The 22,297-nt window shown below is 64.9% G+C and carries 24 protein-coding genes and 1 other RNA gene; 18 read left to right on the top strand and 7 right to left on the bottom strand.

What is annotated here, in order from left to right; translation table 11 throughout:
- Window positions 1–208 precede the first annotated feature (208 nt).
- From hisS to AB1411_09995, 9 genes are all read left to right on the top strand, one after another.
- Window positions 209–1,474 carry a histidine--tRNA ligase gene (hisS, locus tag AB1411_10035; GenBank protein MEW6543935.1) on the top strand — a complete coding sequence of 422 codons (1,266 nt, stop codon included), beginning with the start codon at window positions 209–211 and terminating at the stop codon, window positions 1,472–1,474.
- A gap of 112 nt (window positions 1,475–1,586) precedes the next feature.
- Entirely contained in the window at window positions 1,587–1,907 is a 321-nt protein-coding gene (locus AB1411_10030; GenBank protein MEW6543934.1) for a DsrE family protein, read from the top strand.
- A gap of 21 nt (window positions 1,908–1,928) precedes the next feature.
- Window positions 1,929–2,273: a hypothetical protein gene (locus AB1411_10025; protein MEW6543933.1), complete on the top strand. Its 345-nt coding sequence runs from the start codon at window positions 1,929–1,931 to the stop codon at window positions 2,271–2,273.
- Between the two features lie 10 nt (window positions 2,274–2,283).
- Entirely contained in the window at window positions 2,284–2,541 is a 258-nt protein-coding gene (locus AB1411_10020) for a hypothetical protein (GenBank protein MEW6543932.1), read from the top strand.
- 355 nt (window positions 2,542–2,896) lie between these two features.
- The gene (dnaA, locus tag AB1411_10015; GenBank protein MEW6543931.1) at window positions 2,897–4,222 is read left to right on the top strand and encodes a chromosomal replication initiator protein DnaA; all 1,326 of its coding nucleotides are present in this window, start codon (window positions 2,897–2,899) and stop codon (window positions 4,220–4,222) included.
- A gap of 28 nt (window positions 4,223–4,250) precedes the next feature.
- On the top strand, window positions 4,251–5,378 hold the full coding sequence (dnaN, locus tag AB1411_10010) for a DNA polymerase III subunit beta (protein MEW6543930.1): 1,128 nt from the start codon (window positions 4,251–4,253) through the stop codon (window positions 5,376–5,378).
- 107 nt (window positions 5,379–5,485) lie between these two features.
- On the top strand, window positions 5,486–7,972 hold the full coding sequence (gene gyrB / locus AB1411_10005) for a DNA topoisomerase (ATP-hydrolyzing) subunit B (GenBank protein MEW6543929.1): 2,487 nt from the start codon (window positions 5,486–5,488) through the stop codon (window positions 7,970–7,972).
- A gap of 107 nt (window positions 7,973–8,079) precedes the next feature.
- Window positions 8,080–10,554, top strand: a complete 2,475-nt coding sequence (gene gyrA / locus AB1411_10000; protein MEW6543928.1) for a DNA gyrase subunit A — start codon at window positions 8,080–8,082, stop codon at window positions 10,552–10,554.
- 114 nt (window positions 10,555–10,668) lie between these two features.
- Window positions 10,669–11,286, top strand: a complete 618-nt coding sequence (locus tag AB1411_09995) for a hypothetical protein (GenBank protein MEW6543927.1) — start codon at window positions 10,669–10,671, stop codon at window positions 11,284–11,286.
- Here AB1411_09995 and AB1411_09990 read toward each other — a convergent pair.
- The 4 genes from AB1411_09990 to AB1411_09975 all read right to left on the bottom strand — a co-directional run bounded on the left by AB1411_09990 (window position 11,186) and on the right by AB1411_09975 (window position 13,283).
- Window positions 11,186–11,698 carry a DUF721 domain-containing protein gene (locus tag AB1411_09990; GenBank protein MEW6543926.1) on the bottom strand — a complete coding sequence of 171 codons (513 nt, stop codon included), beginning with the start codon at window positions 11,696–11,698 and terminating at the stop codon, window positions 11,186–11,188. The two genes, AB1411_09995 and AB1411_09990, sit on opposite strands and share 101 nt — an antisense overlap.
- Window positions 11,699–12,064: 366 nt before the next feature.
- Complete coding sequence (locus AB1411_09985) at window positions 12,065–12,421, bottom strand: hypothetical protein (protein ID MEW6543925.1); 357 nt, start codon at window positions 12,419–12,421, stop codon at window positions 12,065–12,067.
- Between the two features lie 352 nt (window positions 12,422–12,773).
- A complete protein-coding gene (locus AB1411_09980; protein ID MEW6543924.1) occupies window positions 12,774–12,974 on the bottom strand; it encodes a hypothetical protein in 201 nt (66 codons plus the stop codon).
- A gap of 3 nt (window positions 12,975–12,977) precedes the next feature.
- Entirely contained in the window at window positions 12,978–13,283 is a 306-nt protein-coding gene (locus AB1411_09975; GenBank protein ID MEW6543923.1) for a BrnT family toxin, read from the bottom strand.
- Window positions 13,284–13,490: 207 nt separating this feature from the next.
- Between AB1411_09975 and smpB the strand changes: the two genes are divergently transcribed.
- The 3 genes from smpB (at window position 13,491) to ssrA (ending at window position 14,980) form a co-directional block, all read left to right on the top strand.
- Window positions 13,491–13,979 carry an SsrA-binding protein SmpB gene (gene smpB / locus AB1411_09970; protein MEW6543922.1) on the top strand — a complete coding sequence of 163 codons (489 nt, stop codon included), beginning with the start codon at window positions 13,491–13,493 and terminating at the stop codon, window positions 13,977–13,979.
- Between the two features lie 185 nt (window positions 13,980–14,164).
- On the top strand, window positions 14,165–14,566 hold the full coding sequence (locus AB1411_09965; protein ID MEW6543921.1) for a hypothetical protein: 402 nt from the start codon (window positions 14,165–14,167) through the stop codon (window positions 14,564–14,566).
- Between the two features lie 63 nt (window positions 14,567–14,629).
- Window positions 14,630–14,980, top strand: a transfer-messenger RNA (tmRNA) gene (ssrA, locus tag AB1411_09960).
- Between the two features lie 153 nt (window positions 14,981–15,133).
- Here the strand turns inward: ssrA and AB1411_09955 are convergent.
- Window positions 15,134–17,047 (bottom strand): PAS domain-containing protein, encoded by a 1,914-nt coding sequence (locus AB1411_09955; GenBank protein MEW6543920.1) that lies wholly within the window; start codon window positions 17,045–17,047, stop codon window positions 15,134–15,136.
- A gap of 183 nt (window positions 17,048–17,230) precedes the next feature.
- On the opposite strand from AB1411_09955, the gene AB1411_09950 reads away from it, so the two are divergent.
- The gene (locus AB1411_09950; protein ID MEW6543919.1) at window positions 17,231–17,671 is read left to right on the top strand and encodes a MauE/DoxX family redox-associated membrane protein; all 441 of its coding nucleotides are present in this window, start codon (window positions 17,231–17,233) and stop codon (window positions 17,669–17,671) included.
- Window positions 17,672–17,690: 19 nt separating this feature from the next.
- On the opposite strand, the gene AB1411_09945 is transcribed toward AB1411_09950, so the two are convergent.
- Both AB1411_09945 and AB1411_09940 read right to left on the bottom strand, forming a co-directional pair.
- The gene (locus tag AB1411_09945) at window positions 17,691–18,137 is read right to left on the bottom strand and encodes a PIN domain-containing protein (GenBank protein MEW6543918.1); all 447 of its coding nucleotides are present in this window, start codon (window positions 18,135–18,137) and stop codon (window positions 17,691–17,693) included.
- Entirely contained in the window at window positions 18,134–18,364 is a 231-nt protein-coding gene (locus AB1411_09940; protein ID MEW6543917.1) for a hypothetical protein, read from the bottom strand. The genes AB1411_09945 and AB1411_09940 overlap by 4 nt, the downstream gene beginning before the upstream one ends.
- Before the next feature lie 126 nt (window positions 18,365–18,490).
- On the opposite strand from AB1411_09940, the gene AB1411_09935 reads away from it, so the two are divergent.
- The 5 genes from AB1411_09935 (at window position 18,491) to AB1411_09915 (ending at window position 22,292) form a co-directional block, all read left to right on the top strand.
- Entirely contained in the window at window positions 18,491–19,489 is a 999-nt protein-coding gene (locus tag AB1411_09935) for a ParB N-terminal domain-containing protein (GenBank protein MEW6543916.1), read from the top strand.
- A 103-nt stretch (window positions 19,490–19,592) separates the two neighbouring features.
- Complete coding sequence (locus AB1411_09930) at window positions 19,593–21,419, top strand: DUF5939 domain-containing protein (GenBank protein MEW6543915.1); 1,827 nt, start codon at window positions 19,593–19,595, stop codon at window positions 21,417–21,419.
- 103 nt (window positions 21,420–21,522) lie between these two features.
- Window positions 21,523–21,870: a 4a-hydroxytetrahydrobiopterin dehydratase gene (locus AB1411_09925; GenBank protein ID MEW6543914.1), complete on the top strand. Its 348-nt coding sequence runs from the start codon at window positions 21,523–21,525 to the stop codon at window positions 21,868–21,870.
- A gap of 48 nt (window positions 21,871–21,918) precedes the next feature.
- Entirely contained in the window at window positions 21,919–22,149 is a 231-nt protein-coding gene (locus AB1411_09920) for a four helix bundle protein (GenBank protein ID MEW6543913.1), read from the top strand.
- Window positions 22,131–22,292, top strand: a complete 162-nt coding sequence (locus AB1411_09915) for a four helix bundle protein (GenBank protein MEW6543912.1) — start codon at window positions 22,131–22,133, stop codon at window positions 22,290–22,292. Before AB1411_09920 ends, AB1411_09915 begins: the two co-directional genes overlap by 19 nt.
- Window positions 22,293–22,297 lie beyond the last annotated feature (5 nt).

Raw genomic sequence — 22,297 nt, 5'->3', positions numbered from 1 at the left:
ATGGTCACTCGTCAATGGTTTCGGGTGAGACCCGATCCGACAACCCTTTGTTATTGACCCGTGACGGCTGACCAATGACCTCCTCAGGCGCGTTGACTTGCCCCTACCCCAGGGCTATAGTGCGCTTCAATGCGCGTGACGCGCGGATGCATAGACATTTCTTGTGTGGCCGCTCGTCACCTGTCACTCGTCACGGGGCTTAATAGATATGATTCGCGGCATCAAAGGCGTCAAGGACCTGCTTCCGGCCGACATGGACCGGTGGCATCTGATCGAGCAGCGGGCGCGGCGGCTCTCGCACCTCTTCGGCTACCGGGAAATCCGCGTTCCGATCTTCGAGGTGACGGAGCTGTTCGCACGCAGCATCGGGGCGACGACCGACATCGTCGAGAAGGAGATGTACACGTTCGAGGACCGGGACGGCTCCTCCTTGACGCTCAGGCCGGAAGCGACGGCCGGCGTCGTGCGCGCCTACATCGAGCACAACCTCGCGGCCTCCGGAGCCCCCCAGAAGTTCTATTACGTGGGCCCGATGTTTCGTCACGAGCGCCCCCAGGCCGGTCGCCTTCGCCAGTTTCACCAGTACGGAGTGGAGTCGTTCGGGAGCGCCAGCCCGCTGGCCGATGTCGAGGTGATCTCGCTCCTGTGGCACTTTCTCTCCGGGCTGGAGCTCCCCGACCTCACGCTGGAGATCAACAGCCTGGGGGATCAGGCGGATCGGGCGGCCTACAAGACGGCCCTCCTGGAGTTCCTGAAGCCGCGCGAGGCGCAACTGTGCCAGAATTGCCGCCGCCGGATGGGCACCAACCCGCTCCGCGTGCTCGACTGCAAGGTTCCCTCCTGCCGGGAGGTGACGGCGGGGGCGCCGAAGCTGACCGATCACCTTTCGACCGCCTCCCGCCAGCATTTCCAGGCCGTGCTGTCCGGACTGGACGGACTCGGGATTCCCTACACGGTGAACTCCCGGCTCGTCCGCGGGCTCGATTACTATACGCTGACGACCTTCGAGGTGACTTCCGCGCACCTGGGCGCACAGAACGCCGTGGGTGCCGGCGGGCGGTACGATGGTCTGGTAGAGGCTCTCGGAGGGCCCAAGACTCCCGCCATCGGATTCGCCGTGGGCTTGGAGCGGGTCTCGCTGATGCTGCCCGACTCAGCCGTCCCCGCGCCCGCGAGGCCGGTCTTCGTGGCCGCCTTCGGCGCCCACGGTCAGCCGGCCGGGCTGAAGATCCTCGACGGGTTGCGGGCCCGAGGTATTCCCGCGGACACGGACTACCGCGCCTCGTCCCTCAAAGCGCTGCTCCGCCAGGCGGACCGTCTCAATGCCTCATTCGCCGTCATCGTCGGCGACGACGAGGTCAAACACGGGCGGGTCATCGTCAGAAACATGGCCTCCAAGGAGCAGGAGGAACTGCCTCTCGAAGGCGCGGCTTCGGCGCTGGCGGCGCGTCTGTCTCCGGCCCCTTCCACCTGATTTTTGCTATTGACTTTTTCCTCCAGTCACAGTAGAGTCATTCACAGTTCACTCGATCTCGTAACTTTTTGATTGTTATAGGTTTTCTCTCCTTGAGAGCCTGTGGATTTCCATGGAGAAGAAGAAGCTTGGAGTCCTGCTCTCAACTCCTCCGTCCCATCCGAACGTCGAGACTGTTTCCGGGCTCTGTGAGGCGGCCCTCACGGCCGGGTATGACGTTTATCTGTACCTGATTGACGAAGGCGTGCTGAACCTGAAGGATCGGCGGCTGCTGCACCTCTCGACGTCCGGGGCCAAGTTTTTCGTCTGTGCGTACGGCTGCCAGCAGCACGGTGTTCCGACGGACGGACTCCCGAAGGAAGTCACGCTCTGCGGGCTTGTCGTCTTGTCGAACATGATCAACGGGTGCGATCGCTTCGTCGCGTTCAACTAGGTGCCCGCTCGCGGGAGCTTCATGCCGCCCAGCGTCGTCGTGGTCATCCGTGAGAACCCTCTGAAGACGCACCGTGCGGTTGAGGCTCTCCGTATCGCCCTCGGCCTGGGCGCGGGCGAGAATCCCCTGACGGTCGTGCTGGTCGGGCAGGCTCCCCTGCTCTTAACCGACGATCCGGACGACATCGTCGATCAGGACATTCTCGAGAAGTACCTCCCGTCCTTCCAGCAGTTGAAGATCCCGTTTCTGATTCCCGAGGGGGGACGAAGAAAGTTTGAGATCGACCCTGCTTTCGAAGTCAGGGAGGCTTCTTCCGTAGAAATCGCCGAGTTAATAGCCTTATCCGACCGGACTTTGGCCTTCTGAGGAACCTCCGGTGAGGAAGGTGTTGTACCTGCTGAACAGAGAGACCGAGCGATTCTCGGCGGAGTTGCTGGCCAAGGAGAGACCCGACTGCACGGTTTCCGTGGTTCTCCTGCAAGATGCCGTCAGGCTCTCCCATGTACCGGCTTCGCGGGTTTTTGCCCTGTCCGAAGACGTGGCCTCACGCAAGGTGGCTTCTCCTTTTCCGAGCATCTCCTATTCCGACTTGGTCGAGATGATCTTCGATGCCGACACGGTCGTGGCTCTGTGAGAAGAGATGCCCTCCGACTCCCCTTGATTGCACCGGAAAGAAATCTGTCGGAGCAGACGTAGGACTCGGAGTAGGGCCTGTGAAATCACTGGAGGGAGCAGAAGTCGGCGAAAGGCCACAGGCTTCTCCCGGTGTTCCTCTGGTGATGGCCTGTGGGCTGTCGTCTGGTAACGGTTGGAATGGTCGGGTGTGGGGTGTGGGTATTGGGAGCGTCAAAGAGCGGAATTCCTTTATTAAGGTGACTGAGTCCCTGCACTGACCCGAAGCGGGGCCAGCAAGCCAGAGGATCACCGGGCTGTTATCCACAGGTGTTTATAAGGCTGTGAATAGCCTGATTAATCGGGGGTTTCTGAAGATGGATACCGACGCGGTATGGGAAGGCGCCCTCTCCTACATCGAGGCGAAGGTTCCCAAGCAGGTGTTTGATACCTGGTTCCTCCCCCTACGCTTGCAAGGGCTGAGCGATTCGTCGGCCCAGGTCGAAGTTCCCAACCGGTTCTTCGGTGAGTGGCTGGACAAGCACCACCCAGGCCTCCTCTCGGAAGCCCTTGCCTCCATCCGCGGGGGCGGGGGCGTCGACGTGGCCTACGTGCCGACCGAGAAAGGGGACGGCAGGGCGGCTCATACGGCCCGGGGCGGCCAATCGCCTCGCCCGCGGCGAAGCAACCCCCTGAACCCCAAATATACGTTCAAGAGCTTCGTCGTGGGGGCCAGCAACCAGTTCGCCCATGCGGCCAGCATGGCCGTGGCGGAGCGACCGGCCGAGGCCTACAACCCGCTGTTCATCTACGGGGGGGTAGGGCTCGGCAAGACGCACCTGCTCAACGCGATCGGAAACCAGGTCGCGCAGCACACCGACCTGCGGATCGCCTACGTCACGACCGAGCAGTTCACGAACGAGGTCATCAACTCGATCCGGTACGACAAAATGGTGGACCTACGGAAGCGCTATCGGAACATCGACATGCTGCTGGTGGACGACGTGCAGTTCTTGGCCGGGAAGGAGCGGACCCAGGAGGAGTTCTTCCACACGTTCAACACCCTCTACGAGGCCCACAAGCAGATCGTGCTCTCGAGCGACCGGTTCCCGAAGGAAATGCCCGACATGGAGGAGCGCCTCCGTTCCCGGTTCGAGTGGGGGCTGATCGCGGACCTCCAGCCGCCCGACGTGGAGACCCGCATCGCCATTCTCCGCAAGAAATCGGAGGACGAGGGGGTCGGGCTCCCCGAAGAGGTCATCCAGTTCCTCGCGGCCAACATGAAGAGCAACATCCGGGAGCTGGAGGGTTCGCTGGTGCGGCTCGGCGCCTACTCCTCCCTCACGGGCCAGCCGATCACGATGGACATGGCCAAGAGCGTCCTGCGGGACATCATCGGCGAGAAGAAGAAAATCGTCACGATGGACGACATCGAGGAGGCCGTGGCGGCGCGGTTCCACGTGAAGATCTCGGAGCTGAAGAGCCGGCGCCGGAGCAAGACCCTGGTCCATCCCCGGCAGATCGCCATGTTCCTCTGCCGGGAGCTCACGAACGCCTCGTTCCCCGAGATCGGCCGGCATTTCGGCGGGAAGGACCACACGACCATCATCCACGCGTGCAAGCAGATCGGGAAAGCCAAGGAGGCGGACGCCACGCTCCAGGCGACGCTCGACAGTCTGAAGGAGCAGATCACCAAGGGCTGACCAGGCCACCAACCCGGGAGAGGACCTGATGAAGCTACGGATCGCGCGGGACGAACTGTTGACAGCCCTCCAGAGGGTCCAGGGCGTCGTCGAGAAGCGCAACACGATGCCCCAGCTCTCCAACATCCTGCTCGAGGCGAAGGCGGAGGGCGTGGACATCACGGCCACGGACCTGGAGATCGGCATGCGCGGGCTGTACAAGGCCTCGGTGGAGGAGCCGGGCTCGATCACCCTGTCCGCGCGCAAGTTGTTCGAGATCCTGAAGGAGCTGCCCGAGGGCGAGGTCGAGCTGGCGGTCGGAGACAACAACTGGGCGACGCTGTGCGCCGGCAAGAGCCAGTTCAAGATCGTCGGGCTCCCGAGCAGCGATTACCCGGCCCTGCCGGCCATCGAGCGGGAGGGGCTCACGCCGCTCGCCGGGGCCGGCCTGCTGGAACTCATCCGCAAGACCCTCTTCGCGGTCGGGGACAACGACGCCCGCTACATCCTCAACGGGCTGCTGGTGACGCTCGTGACCGCGGAGAAGAAGACGACCCTCCGGCTGGTCGGCACCGACGGGCACCGCCTGGCCCTGGCCGAACAGGAGCTGCCCGGAGCCGGCAAGGAGGCGCCGAAGGAGATCAAGGCGATCGTGCCCAAGAAGGCGGCCCAGGAGATGCGGCGCCTCCTGGAGGAGGGCGACGGCGAGCCCCAGATCGGCTTCACGAAGAACCTCCTGATCTTCCGCCGGAGCGGCCTGCTGCTGACCTCCCGGCTCATGGAGGGAAACTACCCGAACTACCAGCAGGTGATCCCGAAGGAGAAGGACCAGGACAAGCGCGCGACGGTGGAGCGGGTGGCGCTGGAGGGGGCCCTGCGCCGCGTCGCGGTGCTCTCCCGGGACAAGACGAACGCGGTGAAGCTGACCTTCGCGACCGGCCGCCTGACGCTGTTCTCCAGCAACCCGGATTTCGGCGAGGCGACCGAGGAGCTGACGGCCCGCTACACGGGCGATGCGGTGACGACCGGGTTCAACGCCCGCTACCTGCTCGACGTGCTGGGCGTGATGGACGGCGAGTCGGTCTCGATGCAGATGGAAACGCCCCTGAGCCCCTGTCTGATCCGGGAGCCGGGCAACGCGGGCTTCACCTGCGTGGTGATGCCGATCAAAGTGTGAAACCGGGCGCGAGGCGCGAGGCACGAGGTTCGAGGACTGAAAAGGGAATCTTCCTCAACCCCTAGCCCCGCGCCTCACGCCCCGCGCCCGTCGTGAGAAGGAGGCAGATGGCAGCCAAGGACGACAATGGCAAGACCCAGGCGACGAGCCCGGCCAAGCCCGACAGCTACAGCGCCGACCAGATCAAGGTGCTGGAGGGGCTGGACGCAGTCCGCAAGCGCCCCGCCATGTACATCGGGAGCACCGGCCCGGACGGCCTGCACCACCTCGTCTACGAAGTCGTGGACAACAGCGTGGACGAGCACATGGCCGGGTTCGGCGAGGCCATCGAGGTGACGCTGCAGATCGACGGGAGCGTCATCGTCGTGGACAACGGGCGCGGCATCCCGACCGGGATGCACCCGACCCAGAAGAAGTCGGCGGCCGAGGTGGCGCTGACCGTCCTGCACGCCGGCGGCAAGTTCGAGCAGGGCGCCTACACGGTCTCGGGCGGCCTCCACGGGGTGGGCATTTCGGTCGTCAACGCCCTCTCGGAATGGCTCGAACTGGAGATCTGGCAGGACGGCCAGGTCTTCGAGCAGCGGTACGAGCGGGGCAAGCCGACCGCGCCGCTCAAAGTCACCGGCAAGACCAAGCGCCGCGGCACGAAGATCACGTTCAAGCCCGACGGGCAGGTGTTCGAAACGACCGAGTTCAGCTTCGACGTCCTGGCCCAGCGGCTGCGCGAGCTGGCCTTCCTGAACAAAGGCCTGGCCATCACGCTCACGGACGAGCGGAAGGAAAAGGAGCAGGTCTTCCGGTACAAGGGCGGGATCGTCTCGTTCGTGGAGCACCTGAACGAGGCCAAGACGCCGCTCCACAAGCCGATCTACGTCCAGGTCGAGAAGCCGGAGATGATCCTGGAGGTCGCGCTCCAGTACAACGACGGCTACGCGGAGAACATCTTCTCGTTCGCGAACAACATCAACACGCGCGAGGGCGGCACGCACCTCGTCGGGTTCAAGGCGGCGCTGACCCGGACGATCAACAACTACGCGAACGCCAACGACCTGCTCAAGAAGGAGACGGAGTCCCTCACCGGCGACGACGTGCGCGAAGGGCTCACCGCCGTCGTGAGCGTCAAGCTGCGGAACCCGCAGTTCGAGGGGCAGACCAAGGCCAAGCTGGGGAACAGCGAGGTCAAGGGCATCGTCGAGGCGGCGGTCAACGAGGCCCTCGGCACCTACTTCGAGGAGAACCCGACGATCGCCCGCCGGATCATCGGCAAGGCCCTCGAGGCGGCGCGGGCGCGCGAGGCGGCGCGGAAGGCCAAGGAGCTGATCCGGCGGAAGAGCGCGCTGGACGGGGGCTCGCTCCCCGGCAAGCTCGCGGACTGCTCCGAGAAGGACCCGGCCCACAGCGAGCTCTTCATCGTGGAGGGCGACTCGGCCGGCGGTTCGGCCAAGCAGGGCCGCGACCGGAAGTTCCAGGCCATCCTCCCGCTCAAGGGCAAAATCCTCAACGTCGAGAAGGCCCGGTTCGACAAGATGCTCTCCAGCGACGAGATCCGCACGCTGATCATGGCGCTCGGGACCGGCATCGGGCGCAAGCGGGAGGAGGGCGACGGCGAGAAGGACAAGGAAGCCTTCGACATCGCCAAGGCCCGCTACCACAAGATCATCCTGATGACGGACGCGGACGTGGACGGGAGCCACATCCGGACCCTGCTGCTCACGTTCCTCTTCCGCCAGATGCCGGAGCTGATCGAGCGCGGCTACGTCTACATCGCGCAGCCGCCGCTCTTCAAGGTCAAGAAGGGCAAGGCCGAACGGTACCTGAAGGACGAGCACGCGCTCAACGAGTACCTCTCCGACCTGGCCGTCGAGGACGTCGAAGTCTACGTCGAGAGTGCGCAGAGCTTCGTGACCGGCCGGCGGTTGCTGCCCATCCTGAAGAAGCTGATCGCCTTCGAGGGGCTCCTCGCCCGCTTCGGGAAGAAGCAACGGGAAGGCGGCCTTCTGCGCGCCTTCGTGGACGAGCCGGGCCTGGACCGGGACCTGCTGAAGAACGAGGCGGCCCTGAGGAAGGTCGTCGCGAGCGCGAAGAAGAGCCTGGCGCTGGCCTACCCCAAGGCCTCCATCGCGCTCGACATCGAGGACGACGAGGAGCACCAGTCCAACAAGGTCCTCTGCCGCGTCCAGACGAACGGGATGACCCACGTGCTGGAGGTCAACCACGAGCTGGTGGGCTCCGCCGACTTCCGCGAGCTGCAGAAGCTGGCCCCCTCGGCCATCGGGATCGGGCGGCCGCCGTACAAGCTGAAGGCCAAGGAGAAACAGACGGAGCACACCGGCACCGCGGAGCTCGTGCGGGCCATCCTGGAGATCGGGAAGCAGGGCCTGGGCCTCCAGCGTTACAAGGGCCTGGGCGAGATGAACCCGACGCAGCTCTGGGAGACGACCATGAACCCGGAGACCCGCACGCTCATGCAGGTCAAACTGGAGGACGTGGCGGGCGTGGACGACATCTTCTCGATCCTCATGGGCGACGAGGTGGAGCCGCGGCGCGAGTTCATCCAGCAGCACGCGCTGGAAGTGCGCAATCTGGATGTGTAAGCAACAAGTGGTTGGTGGTCAGTGGACGGGGGTCGGTGACGGAAGTACCGGCCAGTCAATGAAAGTTCACAGACCACAGACCCCTGACCACTCTTTGGAGAGAAGAGATGCCTGTTGATGAGAGATTGAGCCAGATCGCGATCGAAGACGAGATGCGCTCGTCCTACCTGGATTACGCGATGAGCGTGATCGTGGGCCGCGCGCTGCCGGACGTGCGCGACGGGCTCAAGCCGGTCCACCGGCGCATCCTCTACGGCATGAACGAGATGGGCCTGGTCCACAACCGGGCCTTCCGCAAGTCGGCCAAGATCGTCGGCGAGATCATGGGGAACTACCATCCCCACGGCGACGCGGCGATCTACGACACGCTGGTCCGGATGGCGCAGGACTTCAACATGCGCTATCCGCTGGTGGACGGCCAGGGCAACTACGGGTCGGTGGACGGCGATCCGCCGGCGGCCATGCGGTACACCGAGGCGCGGCTCACCAAGCTCGCCGAGGAGATGCTGGCCGACATCGACAAGGAGACGGTCGACTTCGGGCCCAACTACGACGAGTCGCGCACGGAGCCGCTGGTCCTGCCGGCCAAGGCGCCGAACCTCCTCATCAACGGCGCCGGCGGGATCGCCGTGGGCTACGCGACGAACATCCCCACCCACAACCTGGCCGAGGTCGTGGACGGCCTCACCCTGCTGATCGAGAACCCCGACGCCACGATCGCCCAGCTCATGAAGAAGATTCCGGGGCCGGACTTCCCGACCGCCGGGTTCATCTACGGCACGCAGGGCATCAAGGAGGCCTACGAGACCGGCCGCGGCCTGCTCACGCTGCGGGCCAAGGTGAACGTCGAGACCGACGAGCGGACCGACCGGGACCGGTTGATCGTCACCGAGATCCCCTACCAGGTCAACAAGGCGCGGCTCATCGAAAAGATCGCGGAGCTGATCCAGGACAAGAAGATCGAGGGCATCTCGGACCTGCGGGACGAGTCCGACCGGGACGGCTTCCGGATCGTCATCGAGCTCAAGAAGGGCGAGATCCCCCAGATCGTGCTCAACAACCTCTACAAGCACACGCAACTCCAGAGCACGTTCGGCGTCATCATGCTCGCGCTCGTCCACAACCGGCCCGAGGTGCTCAACCTCAAGCAGATCCTGCAGGCCTTCATCGAGCACCGGCGGGAGGTGGTCGTCCGCCGGACGGCCTTCGACCTGCGCAAGGCCGAGGAGCGGGCGCACATCCTGGAGGGCCTCAAGATCGCGATCGACCACCTGGACGCGGTGATCGCGCTGATCCGGCGCTCCGCCTCGCCCGAGGAGGCCCGCGGCGGCCTCATGCGCCAATTCCGCCTGACCGAGATCCAGGCCAACGCGATCCTGGACATGAAGCTCCAGCGGCTCACCCAGCTCGAGCGGAACAAGCTCGTCGAGGAGTACCAGGAGACGCTCAAGAAGATGGAGTACCTGCGCTCCATCCTGGCCAGTGAGGCTCTGGTCCGGAAGATCATCAAGGACGAGCTCGTGGCCCTCAGGGAGGAGTACAAGGACGAGCGCCGCACGAAGATCGTGCCCGAGGAGGCCGAGATCAACATCGAGGACCTGATCGCCGTGGAGGAGGTCGCGGTCACGATCTCCCACGCCGGCTACATCAAGCGGAACCCGGTCTCCCTCTATCGGGCCCAGCGGCGGGGCGGCAAGGGCAAGATCGGGATGGGGATCAAGGAGGAGGACTTCGTCGAGACCCTCTTCACCGCCTCGACGCACGACTACCTGCTGTTCTTCACCGACGCGGGCAAGGTCTACTGGCTCAAGGTCCACGAGATTCCCGAGGCGGGCCGGGCCGCCAAGGGCAAGGCCCTGGTGAACCTGCTGGCGCTGGCGAATGACGAGAAGGTCACGGCCACCCTGCCCGTCAAGGAGTTCCGCGAGGACCGCTACGTGGTCATGGCGACCCGCCAGGGCGTCATCAAGAAGACCCAGCTCTCGGCCTACGGGAACCCGCGGGCGGGCGGGATCATCGCGCTGACGCTGGACGAGGGCGACAAGCTGATCGCCGCGGAGATCACCGACGGGCAGAGGGAGATCCTCCTGGGCACCAGGCAGGGCATCGTGATCCGCTTCAAGGAGGACGAGGTCCGGCCCATGGGCCGCACCGCCCACGGGGTGCGGGGGATCACGCTCGAGGAGGGCAACGAGGTGATCGGGATGGAAACGATCACGCCCGATTCCACGACCGCGATCCTCACGATCACCGAGGGCGGCTACGGGAAGCGCACGCCGGTCACCGAGTACCGGATCCAGGGCCGGGCCGGCAAGGGCATCATCAGCGTCAAGACCACCGAGAAGAACGGGCTCGCGGTGGGCTTCCTCCAGGTGCGCGACGGGGACGAGATCATGATCATGGCTGCCCAGGGGAAGATCCTGCGCTGCCGGGTGAACGACATCAGCGAGATCGGCCGCAACACCCAGGGCGTCCGGGTCCTCGAGCTGGAAGGGCCGCAAGACCGGGTGGTCGGCGTGGCGAGGCTGGCCGAGGCCGCCGAGGAGTCCGGCGAGGGCGCGGCGGACGACAGCGGCGAGTAACAGCTTTTCTCCTGGCGACGGGGAGAATCAAGAGGCGGTGACTGGTGAAAGCTGACAGCTTCCCGGCCATCTGCAAGGGCCTGCCAGAGATCGCGCAACACCATACCTCCCGACATGCCGCAGCCACAGCCGAAGAAGAAGCTCGACACCGTCGTCAAGATGGGGCTGGGGGTCTTCGTCGGCTCCTTCGTCCTGATCTGGGGTGGGATGTACCTGACGAGGCCGGACCGCTCGATTCCACCCTACAGCATCGGCTCGCAGGAAGGGACCGCCGTGGCGGTCCACGTGCCCTCCTGGACGAGCGACTCGGCCATCGAAACCCTGATCGAGCGGTTCCGCAAGGTCGGGCGGGAGACGCACGACTTTGGCCGGATGAAGATCCAGCCGACGACGCCCGGCGATCCCGCCGGCCGCTATCGCCGGATCACCGTGTATGTCTTCACCCACGACGCCTGGGCCGAGCCGGAGCTGCTGCACCGGTACCTGACGGGGGAACCGGAGATCAAGGAGGCCTTCGAGAAGGCGGTCCGGGGCTTCTACCGGCTGGACGGGTCGGAGGAGGAAGGGCGGATCGGGCCGATCCTGAGCGGGAAGGACACGGCGGGCACGGCCGCCTACTCGCGGCAGCTTTTCAAGGGGAAGATTGAGGCCGGGACGCGCCCTGAGTCCGAGATGGCGACAGGGCCTTCGCCATCACCTCCGTCAGCCGGGCCCGCAGCTCGGGGTCTGTAACCGACGCCGCATGGGCCTCCGCCTCCGCGAGGACTTCCTCGTTCGGCTCCGGGGAAGCGAGTTCCTCATGCTGCCTTCCGCCTTCCGCCATCTGACCGGCTGACGCTCCTACCTCGCCCACCCGCAGCACGAGATCCGCGACCAGCTTCGCGCCGCCGGCCTCGTTGATCTTCTCCAGCAGCGTTGGCTTCAAGAAGGTGAGCTGCTGGAGCCAGACCGAGTTTTCCACGAGCAGGTAGAGCTTCTTGAACCGGATGGAGTCCGGCCTCGTGTGCGCGGCGATCTGCTCGCCGACGATCTCGGGCCAGCGGCGCCGCAGGTGGAATTCCAGGAGCTTGGATTCGAGCCCCAGGCGCTTGGCCAGGCCGTCGAGCACGGCCGAGACGGAGGTGAGAGCCGAGGGCTTCCGCATGGCGGCATCCTATGCCGCCGCTCCGATGGGGTCAAGCGAGCTATTTGCTCCCTCGCCCTCTCGGGGAGAGGGTTGGGGTGAGGGTGGCGGATTGTCGGAAGCGGGGAGACGAAGGGCGGACCTTCAGGGGGTTCGCCTCGATGCGACGGGAGACCGGCGGCTTCCCTTGCTCTGTGCCGGGCTCGCAGCACCTCATCGGATTACACGAACGGCGCTGCTCCAGCCAGCGATCCATTCCTTGCCCTTATTCCCCACAGAGGCGCCGCCCCTTCACGTCCATCCCTTCCACCCCGCGCGGAGAAGTGGGAAAGGTATGAAAAAGGCCGGCGACGGTCTTGAGACGAAGTGAAGAAAGGCGCGTTGGCGCTACCTTGATGGATACGGTACGCCTAAGTCCTGTGCGATTATCTCAAAACCCGCTTCGTCTTTGTATCGAAGCATATTAAGGCCCGCCGTGTTGACGCGGTCAAACCCGGAAGGTACTTTCTCGTGGTGTTTCCGGACAAATCTGCTGGGGAGGGTATAAAACTCCGCAGGCTGCCTGCCGGCGATCCCTGGCTTGCCACCATAGAAATAACCGATGTTCAAAAACACCACCACCAAGTAGTCAAATGAATCGAAGGTCTTGTCTTCTACGGGGAACGCACGGTCGCAGTCTGTTTGGTAGCGACTCTTCACCTGAATGCGCAGGACATTGTTAGCCTTTTGGGGATCGGGGTGCATGCAAATGAGGTCATACCCTAAAGACCTCGAATTATTAGAGCCTATCTCAAAATCGGTTGCCGGGCTAGGTCACGTGTTCCGTTAGGGTCCTGAGTCATGAACGAGTTGCTGTTTTCCTGGAAAAACGTCTCTCAAAGCTCTTAGCTTGCCCAATCGATTTTCATCGGAATGGAGCTTTTTCAATTTTGAGATAGGTTCTAGCCCCACTTGGCCTGTGTTTGCATCTGCTTCGGAAAGGCAGAAAAGAGAGATAATGGACCGCAGGATCGCGTTGACCGATTCGGATGAGCGAACCCCCGAGGCAACATCGGGGTCCAGGACGACCCAACCGCTCACGATGTTGCCATACCCCTCAGGTTAATGCTTCAAACAACTCGGCTTCTTTCTTCAGGAGTTGGTTGACTATCTCACCGACGGGTTTCCCTTTCTTCCGCGCAATGCGTTCAAGCTTTTGTTGGGTTTTTGCGTCGAGATAGATGGGCAAGCGCAAGACAGCCCCCTTCTTATAAAACTTTCCTCTGACACCTTTGGAAAAATCGTATTCGCGCTTCATGGGTCAGTTCCCCCTATACTGGGTCGTCTCCTTCGCACTCGCCTTGCGCGCCGAGATGATCCGTATTCTGGCGCTGCTTTCAGTCTCCGCGTGGTAGGTATGACATACCACGAGCAAGGTGCCTGCCACGTCGAGCCCCAGCGTCACCCACCTGTCTTCGTTCCTGCTGTGTTCCTCATCGAACTCCGAGAGGGCATTTGGGTCAAGAAAGATGGTCGCAGCACGCTCGAAGGCTATCCCGTGCTTCTTGACATTCTGTCTGGCTTTTTCGGGATCCCATTCGAAGCGATTCCGGAATGATCGAGACATGGCGCATTATTTTACAAAGCTACCGGCCCGCCAATGATGGCGTGGCAGGCCGAACGCCGCGTAACTATCCGCCCTTGTGAAAGCCCTGTCAAGCGCGCCGCTATAAGTAACCCCGCACTGCGACGTCAGTCGCTCACTTCGCCGCATGTGAGCTGAAGGCTGAAAGCCGATGGCTGACGGCTTCTGCGGGTGGTATAGTGGCGCGTCATGGCGAAGGATAAGGAAAGGGACAGCGGCGAGAAGGTCGTGGCCACGAACCGAAAGGCCTTCCACGACTATCACGTCGAGGAGAGGCTGGAGGCCGGGATCGTCCTGCGGGGCACGGAGGTGAAGTCGCTGCGCGCGGGGCAGGTCAACCTGCGGGACAGTTATGCCTCGGTGGACCGGGGGGAGGTGTTCCTCCACAACTGCCACATCAGCCCCTACAGTCACGGGAACGTCATGAACCACGATCCCCTGCGGCCCCGCAAGCTGCTCCTGCACCGGAAGGAGATCAGCAAGCTGCTCGGTCAGACGCAGCAGAAGGGCCTGACGCTGATCCCGCTCCGGATCTATTTCAGCCCGCGGGGCCAGGCCAAGGTGGAGATCGCGCTGGCGCGCGGCAAGAAACAGTACGATCGGCGCGAGGCGATCAAGGAACGGGAGGCAGGGCGCGAAGTCGAGCGGGCAATGAAAGGGAGAAGAGAACGCGAGTGACGAAGACACGCCCTTCCACTCGCGTTTGTCATAAGAAATCCGCACGTCCCCTCCTCGCCTACCCCGCTTCCGATTGTGGTCCTTGCGCCGGAGAGGGAGGCGTACTTAGCAAGAAGCAGGAGAAGGTGGAATGTCTCGGCGGTCTATGCTATTTGGGTGAGTGGAAGGATTGAAGAAGACGACGGATGGCCATTCAATCCGACAGGGATGTGAAGAAGCGGCGCGCGATCCTCGGCTTGGTCATGACCCCGGTGCTGGCGCTTGTCCTCACCTCGTGCCTCCCGTGGCAGTGGGATTACCTGGTGGAGGCCAACGGCCGGGCGACCCAGGAGGAGATCAGAGAGCGCTTCGGAGCGCCGTTTCAGACCGAGGACTTCGAGGATCGGAGTTCCCTCTGGACCTACCGGTACGAGGTCAGGAGCTCGCCCATCTTCCGGCGCGGCGACATGATCGGCGGCCTCCCCTGCGTCGAGTATGTCCTGACGTTCGACAGGAAGAAGATCCTGACCTATTGGACCCGCCAGCCCTGCTCCCCGTTCCGAACCCGGACCAGCCGCGCCTTTGCGTCGTCCCCCGCCGCCCCGTGATCCCGTGGCTTTCTGGAAAACGGACGCGGTCTGGGGTATAGTGAACCAGGACTCGTCGGATACGGGGGTGACCGGTTTCGACGGGGATCAAGAGGTCAGCGGTGCATGCCGAGCTCTCGGGGACTCGTAAAACCTCCGGGAAAATAGCAACTGCCAACCAAGAGCTGGCACTCGCGGCTTAATTGACCGCGACGTCCCTCCGCCTGAGGCCTGCGGGGGCGGAAGGGGCGCGATGCAGCAGGCTGGTCCGAGGCTGGTGCTCAGCGGCTGAGGACGAGAACGCACTGGGCTAGCGGCCGTTCTAAGCCGGCTGATGGGCGTGGGCGGCGGCGAAACCAAAACGATCAGCTACGCATGTAGAGCCGTTGCGCTGAAGGTCTTCGGACGCGAGTTCAACTCTCGCCACCTCCACCATCCCTCGCTTGGCGTGTACCGGCCGCCATGAGATTATTCCTGGCGGCCGGATAAGCCCCGGCAAGGTAAACAGGCATGACGGCCCCTGGATCGGAGGATCCAGGGGCCGTCCCGCTTTCTGGCCTCGGTAATCGCGCGGCGGGACCGTGCGATCTAGGTCTGGGGCCGGTCGCGGACTTTGGCTTCCAGCTCCTTGCGCTGGCAGAACTGTCCGATCTGCGCTCCGGTGGCCCGCAGCAGCTCGAAGAGATCGGGGTCGGGCTGGCGGATCTCGTGGCTGAAGAATTCCAGCACGCCGAAGACGGTGCCGCCGGTCACGATGGGGAATCCGAAGGCGGCGTGCAGCCCCTCCCGCTTGGCGATCGGCGCCCGCGGGAAGTTGTCGTCCTGGCAGACGTCGGGGATCCAGGCGGGATTGCCGCTCGACCAGACCCGGCCCGGCAGCCCGATCCCTGGCGCGAAGGTCGTCTCGCGGGTGACCTTGTCGAACTCCGGGTAGCTCCGCGAGGGTTTGTGCCAGAGCGCCACGCACCGCAACCGGTTTGCGGCCGCGTCCACGCGCCAGAGGGCGCCCTCGTCCCAGTCGAGACTCTCGCAGACGGCCTGGAGGATGCGGGGCGCCGCGTCCGCCAGGGAGGAGGACTCGGCCAGGGCCCGCGTCACTTCATACTGGGCGGCGCGCCGGCGCTCCACGAGCCCCCGAGCGGTGACGTCGCGCAGGACCAGCAGGCCGCCGATGAAGTCGCCGTCGAGGTCCCGGATCGGCGCGCTGTTCCCCTCCACGGCCCGGGCCTTTTTGTTCCTCGTCAGCAGCGAAACTTCAGCCGGCAGCGCGACGGAGACACCCTCCCGCAGGGCGCGGAGGACGGGATTGTCCACGGGGCGGCGTGACGGAGCCTGCTGGGTCAGGGCGACGACCTCGGCCAGCGGCTTCCCGATCGCCTCCTGCTCGGGCCATTCGGTCAGGGCTTCGGCCGCCCTGTTGAGCGAGGAGATGCGGCCCTCTCGGTCGGTCACGAAGACCGCGTCGGTGATGCTGGCCAGGGTCGTCGCGAGCCGGTTCTCCCGGTCTTGCGCGCCCTTCCATTCCTTCCGCAATTGCATCGAGGTCCAGAGCAGAAAGGCGAACATCGGCCCCCCGACCAGCACGGCGGCCGAGCCGAGCTGCCAGAGGAGCTTCCGGATCGGCGCCACCACGTCGGCGCGCGGCAGGCGCACGAGCACGCCCCACTGGAATCCGCGGAAGCGGCCGTAGCCCTCGGTCCTCGCATAGCCGGTCAGGACCGGCACGCGGCGTTTGGCGTGCACCTCCTCGACGTAGCCCGGCTGGATGGCGGCGGTCAGCAGGAAGGCCGAGGGAAGCAGGACCGGCTCCACGTGATGGATCTGGCTTTGCGGACCCAAGGTCGAGTCGGCAAGGACCCGCCCGTCGCTGGCCGTCAACAGCCACTCGACTTCACCGGAGATGCGACGCTCCGTCAGGAACAGCCGCACGGTCCGGGCCAGGATCGTCTCCAGGGAGGGCAGCCCCACCCGTGCCGTGACGGCGCCCAGGAACTGCTTGTCGGCGCCGTGGATCGGAGCGGCGAAGGAGACGGCCAGACGGCCGCCGGCCTTCTCCGACACGTGGGCGTCCTCCGCGTAGGGCTCACCCCGGTCGCGCACCGCCTGGAACCAGGCGTCCTGGCTGTAATCATGCCCCAGGCTCTGCTGCTCGGTCGCGGCCATCACCCGGCCGGCGGCGTCGGTCACGCCGATCCAGAGGTACAGGGAATGAACCTGCTGCCATTCGATCAGGGTCTGGGACAGCTCGTCCGTCTGATGGTGATGCGTCGCCAGAGTCTTGGCGAACACCTGCACGTCGCTGTACCGCTCGTATAAGACGAGGTCCAGCTTGTCCGCGATGTCCGAGGCGGCCAGGGCCAGGCTCTCGCCGGCGAACTCGATCAGGTGGGTCCGCACGCTGCGGAAGGCGATCGCGGCGAGCACCAGCGCGGTCGCCGTGATGACCAGGACGAGCGTCGGCAGGGACGTGTAGAGGAGGTTCAGCTCGCGACGGCTTCTCATGTGCGGGGCCTCATGACGCGGGTGCACGCGGCGGCCGAAGGAGGCGGGACGGGTCGCTCAAGAGACATGCGTAGGGGGCAGTATAGGCGCCAGCCGAGGAGCTTGCAAGGTGGTGGGGCGCGGAATTCCCGCGCGCTGCAGATCGGCCTTTCCTTTTCCGCTCGCTCACCTTACGATGCCGGCATGACCTGGCCCGGCCGTCGAATCGTGCTGCCGTGGGCGCTTCGACTGTTCATCGGCGGAATCTTTCTCGCCTCCGCAGTCGGCAAGGGGCTCGATCTGCCCGGCTTCGTGGAGGTGGTGAAGACCTATCGGGCCTTTCCGGAAGAGACGCTCTGGCCTCTCGCGCTCACGGTGGCCGGCGTCGAGCTGCTCCTGGGGCTGTGGCTGCTCTCCGGCTGGCGCTTGCGAGACGCGGCCCTGGCGGGCCTGGGCGTGAACGCCGGCTACGCGGTCTGGATGACGGTCTCCCTCTTGCGCGGCCTGGAGCTCGCGAACTGCGGCTGCTTCGGCGTCTTCTTCCCCCAGCCGCTCCGCTGGTACTCGCCGCTGGAGGACCTCGTCCTGGTGGGCATGTGCTGGACGCTCAGCCGCCTGGCCGGCCCGGACGCCACTTGCCGGTGATGGATGAAGGTTGCGAGGATCAGCGGGTCCGGGAGGCCGGTGAGCCTTCCTGGAACGGATTGCTGATCCTGAGCCCTTCGATCACGCGCCCGGCCTGAAGGTCCTCGGAGTACAGAGACGCGGCGCCGCCTGCAAGCGCGGCTTCCACGATCAGCGCATCCCAGAAGGAGAGTTGCGTTGTCCGGCTGCGCGCAATGGCTGAGAGGATCAGGGCAGGATCAATCTGGACGACGGGCCAAGCCGCCAGGTCTCGGACCGCTTGGGCTGCCGCCTCCGGATCGAGCGGCACGGCCAGTTTCCTGGTCACGCAGACGTAAAACTCTTGGAGGACCTGCGTGCTGAGGATGAGTCGCCCTCGCAGGGCGGGGTCGGAGAGGATCTCCCGGACCCGGCGCTGTTTGGCCGAGGCATCGGCGTCGAACAGGTAGACGAGAACATTGGTGTCCAGGAAGACGCGGTCCGTCATCGCTCGTGCAACTCATCCCGCGTCCACCGCCGTCCTCCGCTCCTGGCCTTCGCTCGTTGCGACAGCCGCAACAGACGCTTGGCGGCCTTCTCCTGCGCGGCTTTCGTTCCCGCATAGCTCGCCAGGTACTCCCGCAGGACCGCATTGACCGACGTGCCCTGTTCAATGGCTCGAATTCTGGCCTGTTTCAAAATCTCGTCATCAATCGCGATGGTTAAATTGGCCATGCGACCACCTCCGCGTTACACGGGATCAGTGTAGCACGAGCCACGGCGGCGGGCAACGCCCGTCCAACCGGGCTGTGACCCAGGCGGACTTCCCTTTTCCCTTCCGCTCCCCTACCATAGCCTCGCATGGCAGAGAAAAAGCCCAAGAAGGAGAAGGCGCCGGGCGCCGCGAGGCGGCGGCGGAAACCGGCCGGGGTCTCGGCCGGGCTGGCGGCCGCGGAGCTGCAGGCGGCCGCGCCGCCCGGCGAGGTTGCGGCCCTGCACCGGGCCATCGAGGAGGACGGCGGCAAGGCGCTGGCCGTCTATCGCGAGCCCTACGGCGGGCGCTGGCTGGTCCTGGCCGCGCTCCCGATCGAGCAGGTCGAGCCCACTCCCTATCAGCGGAATCTGTCGGACACCCACGTCCGTAAGCTGGAGGGGGTGATCGGCAAGCTCGGGCGCTTCCTCGATCCGATCATCGCGGTGCGGGCCGTCCATCCCTCCCAGGGAACCAGGTACTGGACGCCGAACGGACATCACCGGCTCTCGGCCATGCGCACGCTAGGAGCGAAGAGCATCACGGCGATCGTCGTGCCCGAAGCGGCGGCGGCCTATCAGATCCTGGCGTTGAACACGGAGAAGGCCCACAACCTGCGGGAGAAGTCCCTGGAGGTCGTCCGCATGTACCGGGAGCTGGCCCGCCTGGACGAAGCGACGGAGGAGACCTACGCGCTGGAGTTCGAGGAGCCGGCCTTCATCACCCTGGGCCTCTGCTACGAAGAGCGGCCGCGCTTCAGCGGCGGGGCCTACCACCCGGTGCTCAAGCGGGTGGACGAGTTCCTCAAGAAGCCCATGCGCGCCGCGCTGGATCTCCGCCGCGCTCGGGCCAGGACGGTCATGGAGCTGGACGATCTGGTGATCAAACAGGTCGAGGCGCTGAAGGCCAGGGGCTTGACGAGCCCCTACCTCAAGAGCTTCGTCGTGGCCCGCGTGAACCCGCTGCGGTTCCGGCCGAAGGAGGCGGCGCCGCTGGGCTTCGACGAGACGCTCGACCGTATGGCCAAGGCTGCGGCCAAGTTCAACCCCGACAAGATCCAGGTGCAGGACCTGGCCCGTTCCGGCGGCGCCCCCGACGAAGGCGAGTAGGCTTCGCGAATGCTGAATGATGAGCGCTGAGTGATGAATGCGGAATGTCAGGGAGACTTCTTTAACTCATCATTCATCACTTAGCACGTCTCATTGGTAGGCCATGCCCTTCTCTCCACGCCGCATCAGCCAGGAGTGGGAGATTGACGCGCCGGTCTCCCGCGTCTGGGAGGTGCTGGGCCACACCGACCGGCTGAACCGCGCATCCGGCCTGCCCTCCGTCCAGGTCAGCTCGTTCGAGGAAGAGGCCATCGGCCGGCCCGTCCGGGCCAGGCTCTACGGGCTCCTCCCGTTGAGTTGGATCGAGTATCCGTTCGAGTGGGTGCGGGGGAAGAATTACTGCGTCCAGCGGGACTACACGAGCGGCCCGCTGGCGCGGTTTCGCGGGGGCGTCGAATTGGAGCCGGCCGGACGCGGCTGCCGCGTGCGGATGTTCGCGGAGCTGACCCCGCGCAACTGGCTTGGGCGGCTGGCCATTCCGCTCGTCGCGCGCGAGACCTTCCGCAAGGCACGCGACTACTGCAGCCGGGCCGTCGCACAGCTCGCCGCTCCCGCCTCTGCGACTGTCCCATTGCCTGTCCGTGCGACACCGGTGGACCAGGCCCTGCTCCGGCAGCGGGCCAGCCGGCTGGATAGAGCGGCCTGGCTCGATCTGGCGATGCTCGACCGGTTGTTGCGCCACCTGGTCGAAGCCGGCGACGACGAGGTGGTGCGGATGCAGCCCTATGCGCTCGCGGCCCGCTGGGGGACGGGCCGGGACGAGACGCTCCGCCTGTTCCTGCAGGCGACCCGAGCCGGACTCCTGAGCCTGGTCTGGGACCTCATGTGCCCCAACTGCCGGGTGCCCAAGGCCGAGGCCGAGAGCCTGGCGCTCGTGGCCCGGCGCTTCCACTGCGACACCTGTGGGATCGACTACGACGCCAGCCTGGATCGCCATGTGGAGCTGCGGTTCCGGGTCCATCCGGGGATCCGGCCGGCGCAGGATGCGGTTTTCTGCTTCGGCGGGCCCTATAGCGCGCCTCACGTCCTCGTCCAGCACCTGCTCCGGCCGGGCGAGACGCGGGACCTCTCCGCGACTCTCCAGGACGAGGCCTATCGGATCAGGACCCTCAGGGTGAACCACTCCGCCCTGCTGATGCCCGGCGGGGATCACCGGAACTCGGAGCCCGAGTTCACCTATCGGGACGGGAACTGGACGCCGCGGGATGCGACCTTCAAGCCTGGCCCGCTGACGTTCCGCTGGCGCAACCAGTCGTCGCAGCTCATCGGGGTGGTGCTCGAGCGGGTCCGCTGGGACGAGCATGCGGTGACCGCGGCGCGCGTGGCGGCGATGCAGGAGTTCCGGGACCTGTTCGGCTCGGAGGTGCTGGCGCCGGGCCAGGACATCGGGGTGGAGTCGGTGACGATCCTCTTCAGCGACCTCCGGGAGTCCACCCGCCTGTACGAGGAGGCCGGCGACGCACCGGCCTACGGGCACGTGCGCCGGCACTTCGACTTTCTGAAGGAGCGGGTCGCCCGGAACGGCGGGGCCGTCGTCAAGACGATCGGGGACGCGGTCATGGCCGTGTTCTACCGGCCTGCGGACGGGATGCGCTGCTGCCTGGAGATCCAGCGGGACCTCGGGCCGTTCAACCGGGCCTCGCCCGACCAGCGCCCGCTCACGATCAAGCTGGGGCTGCACCAGGGGCCGGCGATCGCGATCAACGCGAACGGGCGGCTGGACTATTTCGGCCGGACCGTGAACGTCGCCTCGCGCCTCCTGCGCGAGAGCCGGGGGGGAGACGTGGTGGCGACCAGGGAGACGGTGCAGGACCCGACCGTGGACCGGGTCCTGACCGAGGAGAAGGCCTCGGTGGGGGAGGAATGGACGCCGACCCTGCGCGGGCTGACCCGGCCGTTGACATTGTGCCGAATCGCTCCGGCACAATAGAAGCTGACAGCCGTCAGCCGATAGCCTAGGATAGACGGCGGCGAATAGATCTCCCGAGTGGAGTGAGGCCCTGACGGGCCTGGAGATTGATGGAGGGAAGCCTATGGGATTGGCGGACAATAAGTGCGTGCCCTGCCGCGGCGGCGTGCCGCCCATGGAACCGGCCAAGGCGCAGGAGCTGCTCAAGCAGCTCGAGCGCGGATGGGCCCTGAACGAGGACGGCCATCTGGAGCGCCTCTACACCTTCAAGGACTTCGCGCAGGCGCTGGACTTCGTGAACAGGGTCGGCGCCGTGGCCGAGGCGGAGGGGCACCATCCGGACCTGTACCTGGCCTGGGGCAAGTGCAAGGTCGAGATCTGGACCCACAAGATCAGCGGGCTGACCGAGAGCGATTTCTACCTGGCGGCCAAGGCCGACCGGGCCTTCGAAGCCTTCAGGGCCGTATCCTGAATGCTAGGCGCTATGTGATAAGTGGCGGAAAAACCGTTCGAGGTGTGAGTGTCTGAAAAGGACGGTGAGAAGCCAGAGCTGTTTGCTCCGCCCAAGGCGTTTGCGCTGAAAGTTATTCATCTGTATTCGGCCCTCCCAAGAGACGGCGTAGCCCAGGTGATCGGGAAACAGCTGTTACGGAGCGGAACGTCGGTCGGAGCGCATTACCGGGAGGCAATAAGAGCCCAGATCACGAGCCGAATTCGCCAGCAAGATAGAAGGTGGCTTATCAGGAATTAGAGGAGACGATCCATTGGCTCGAATTATTTGCCGAATGCAAACTAGCACCGGAGAGGCAGCTCGTAGAATTGCAGGCTCATGCACGGCAGATGGTAGCAATGCTGATTTCCTCGGCAAAAACGGCAAAGACAGCCAAACCATAAGCGCG

Source organism: Nitrospirota bacterium (genome assembly GCA_040757595.1).
Lineage (GTDB): Bacteria > Nitrospirota > Nitrospiria > Nitrospirales > Nitrospiraceae > JBFLWP01.
The sequence above is the reverse complement of the archived record's forward strand: the minus strand, read 5'-3'. Positions and strand labels throughout refer to the sequence as shown.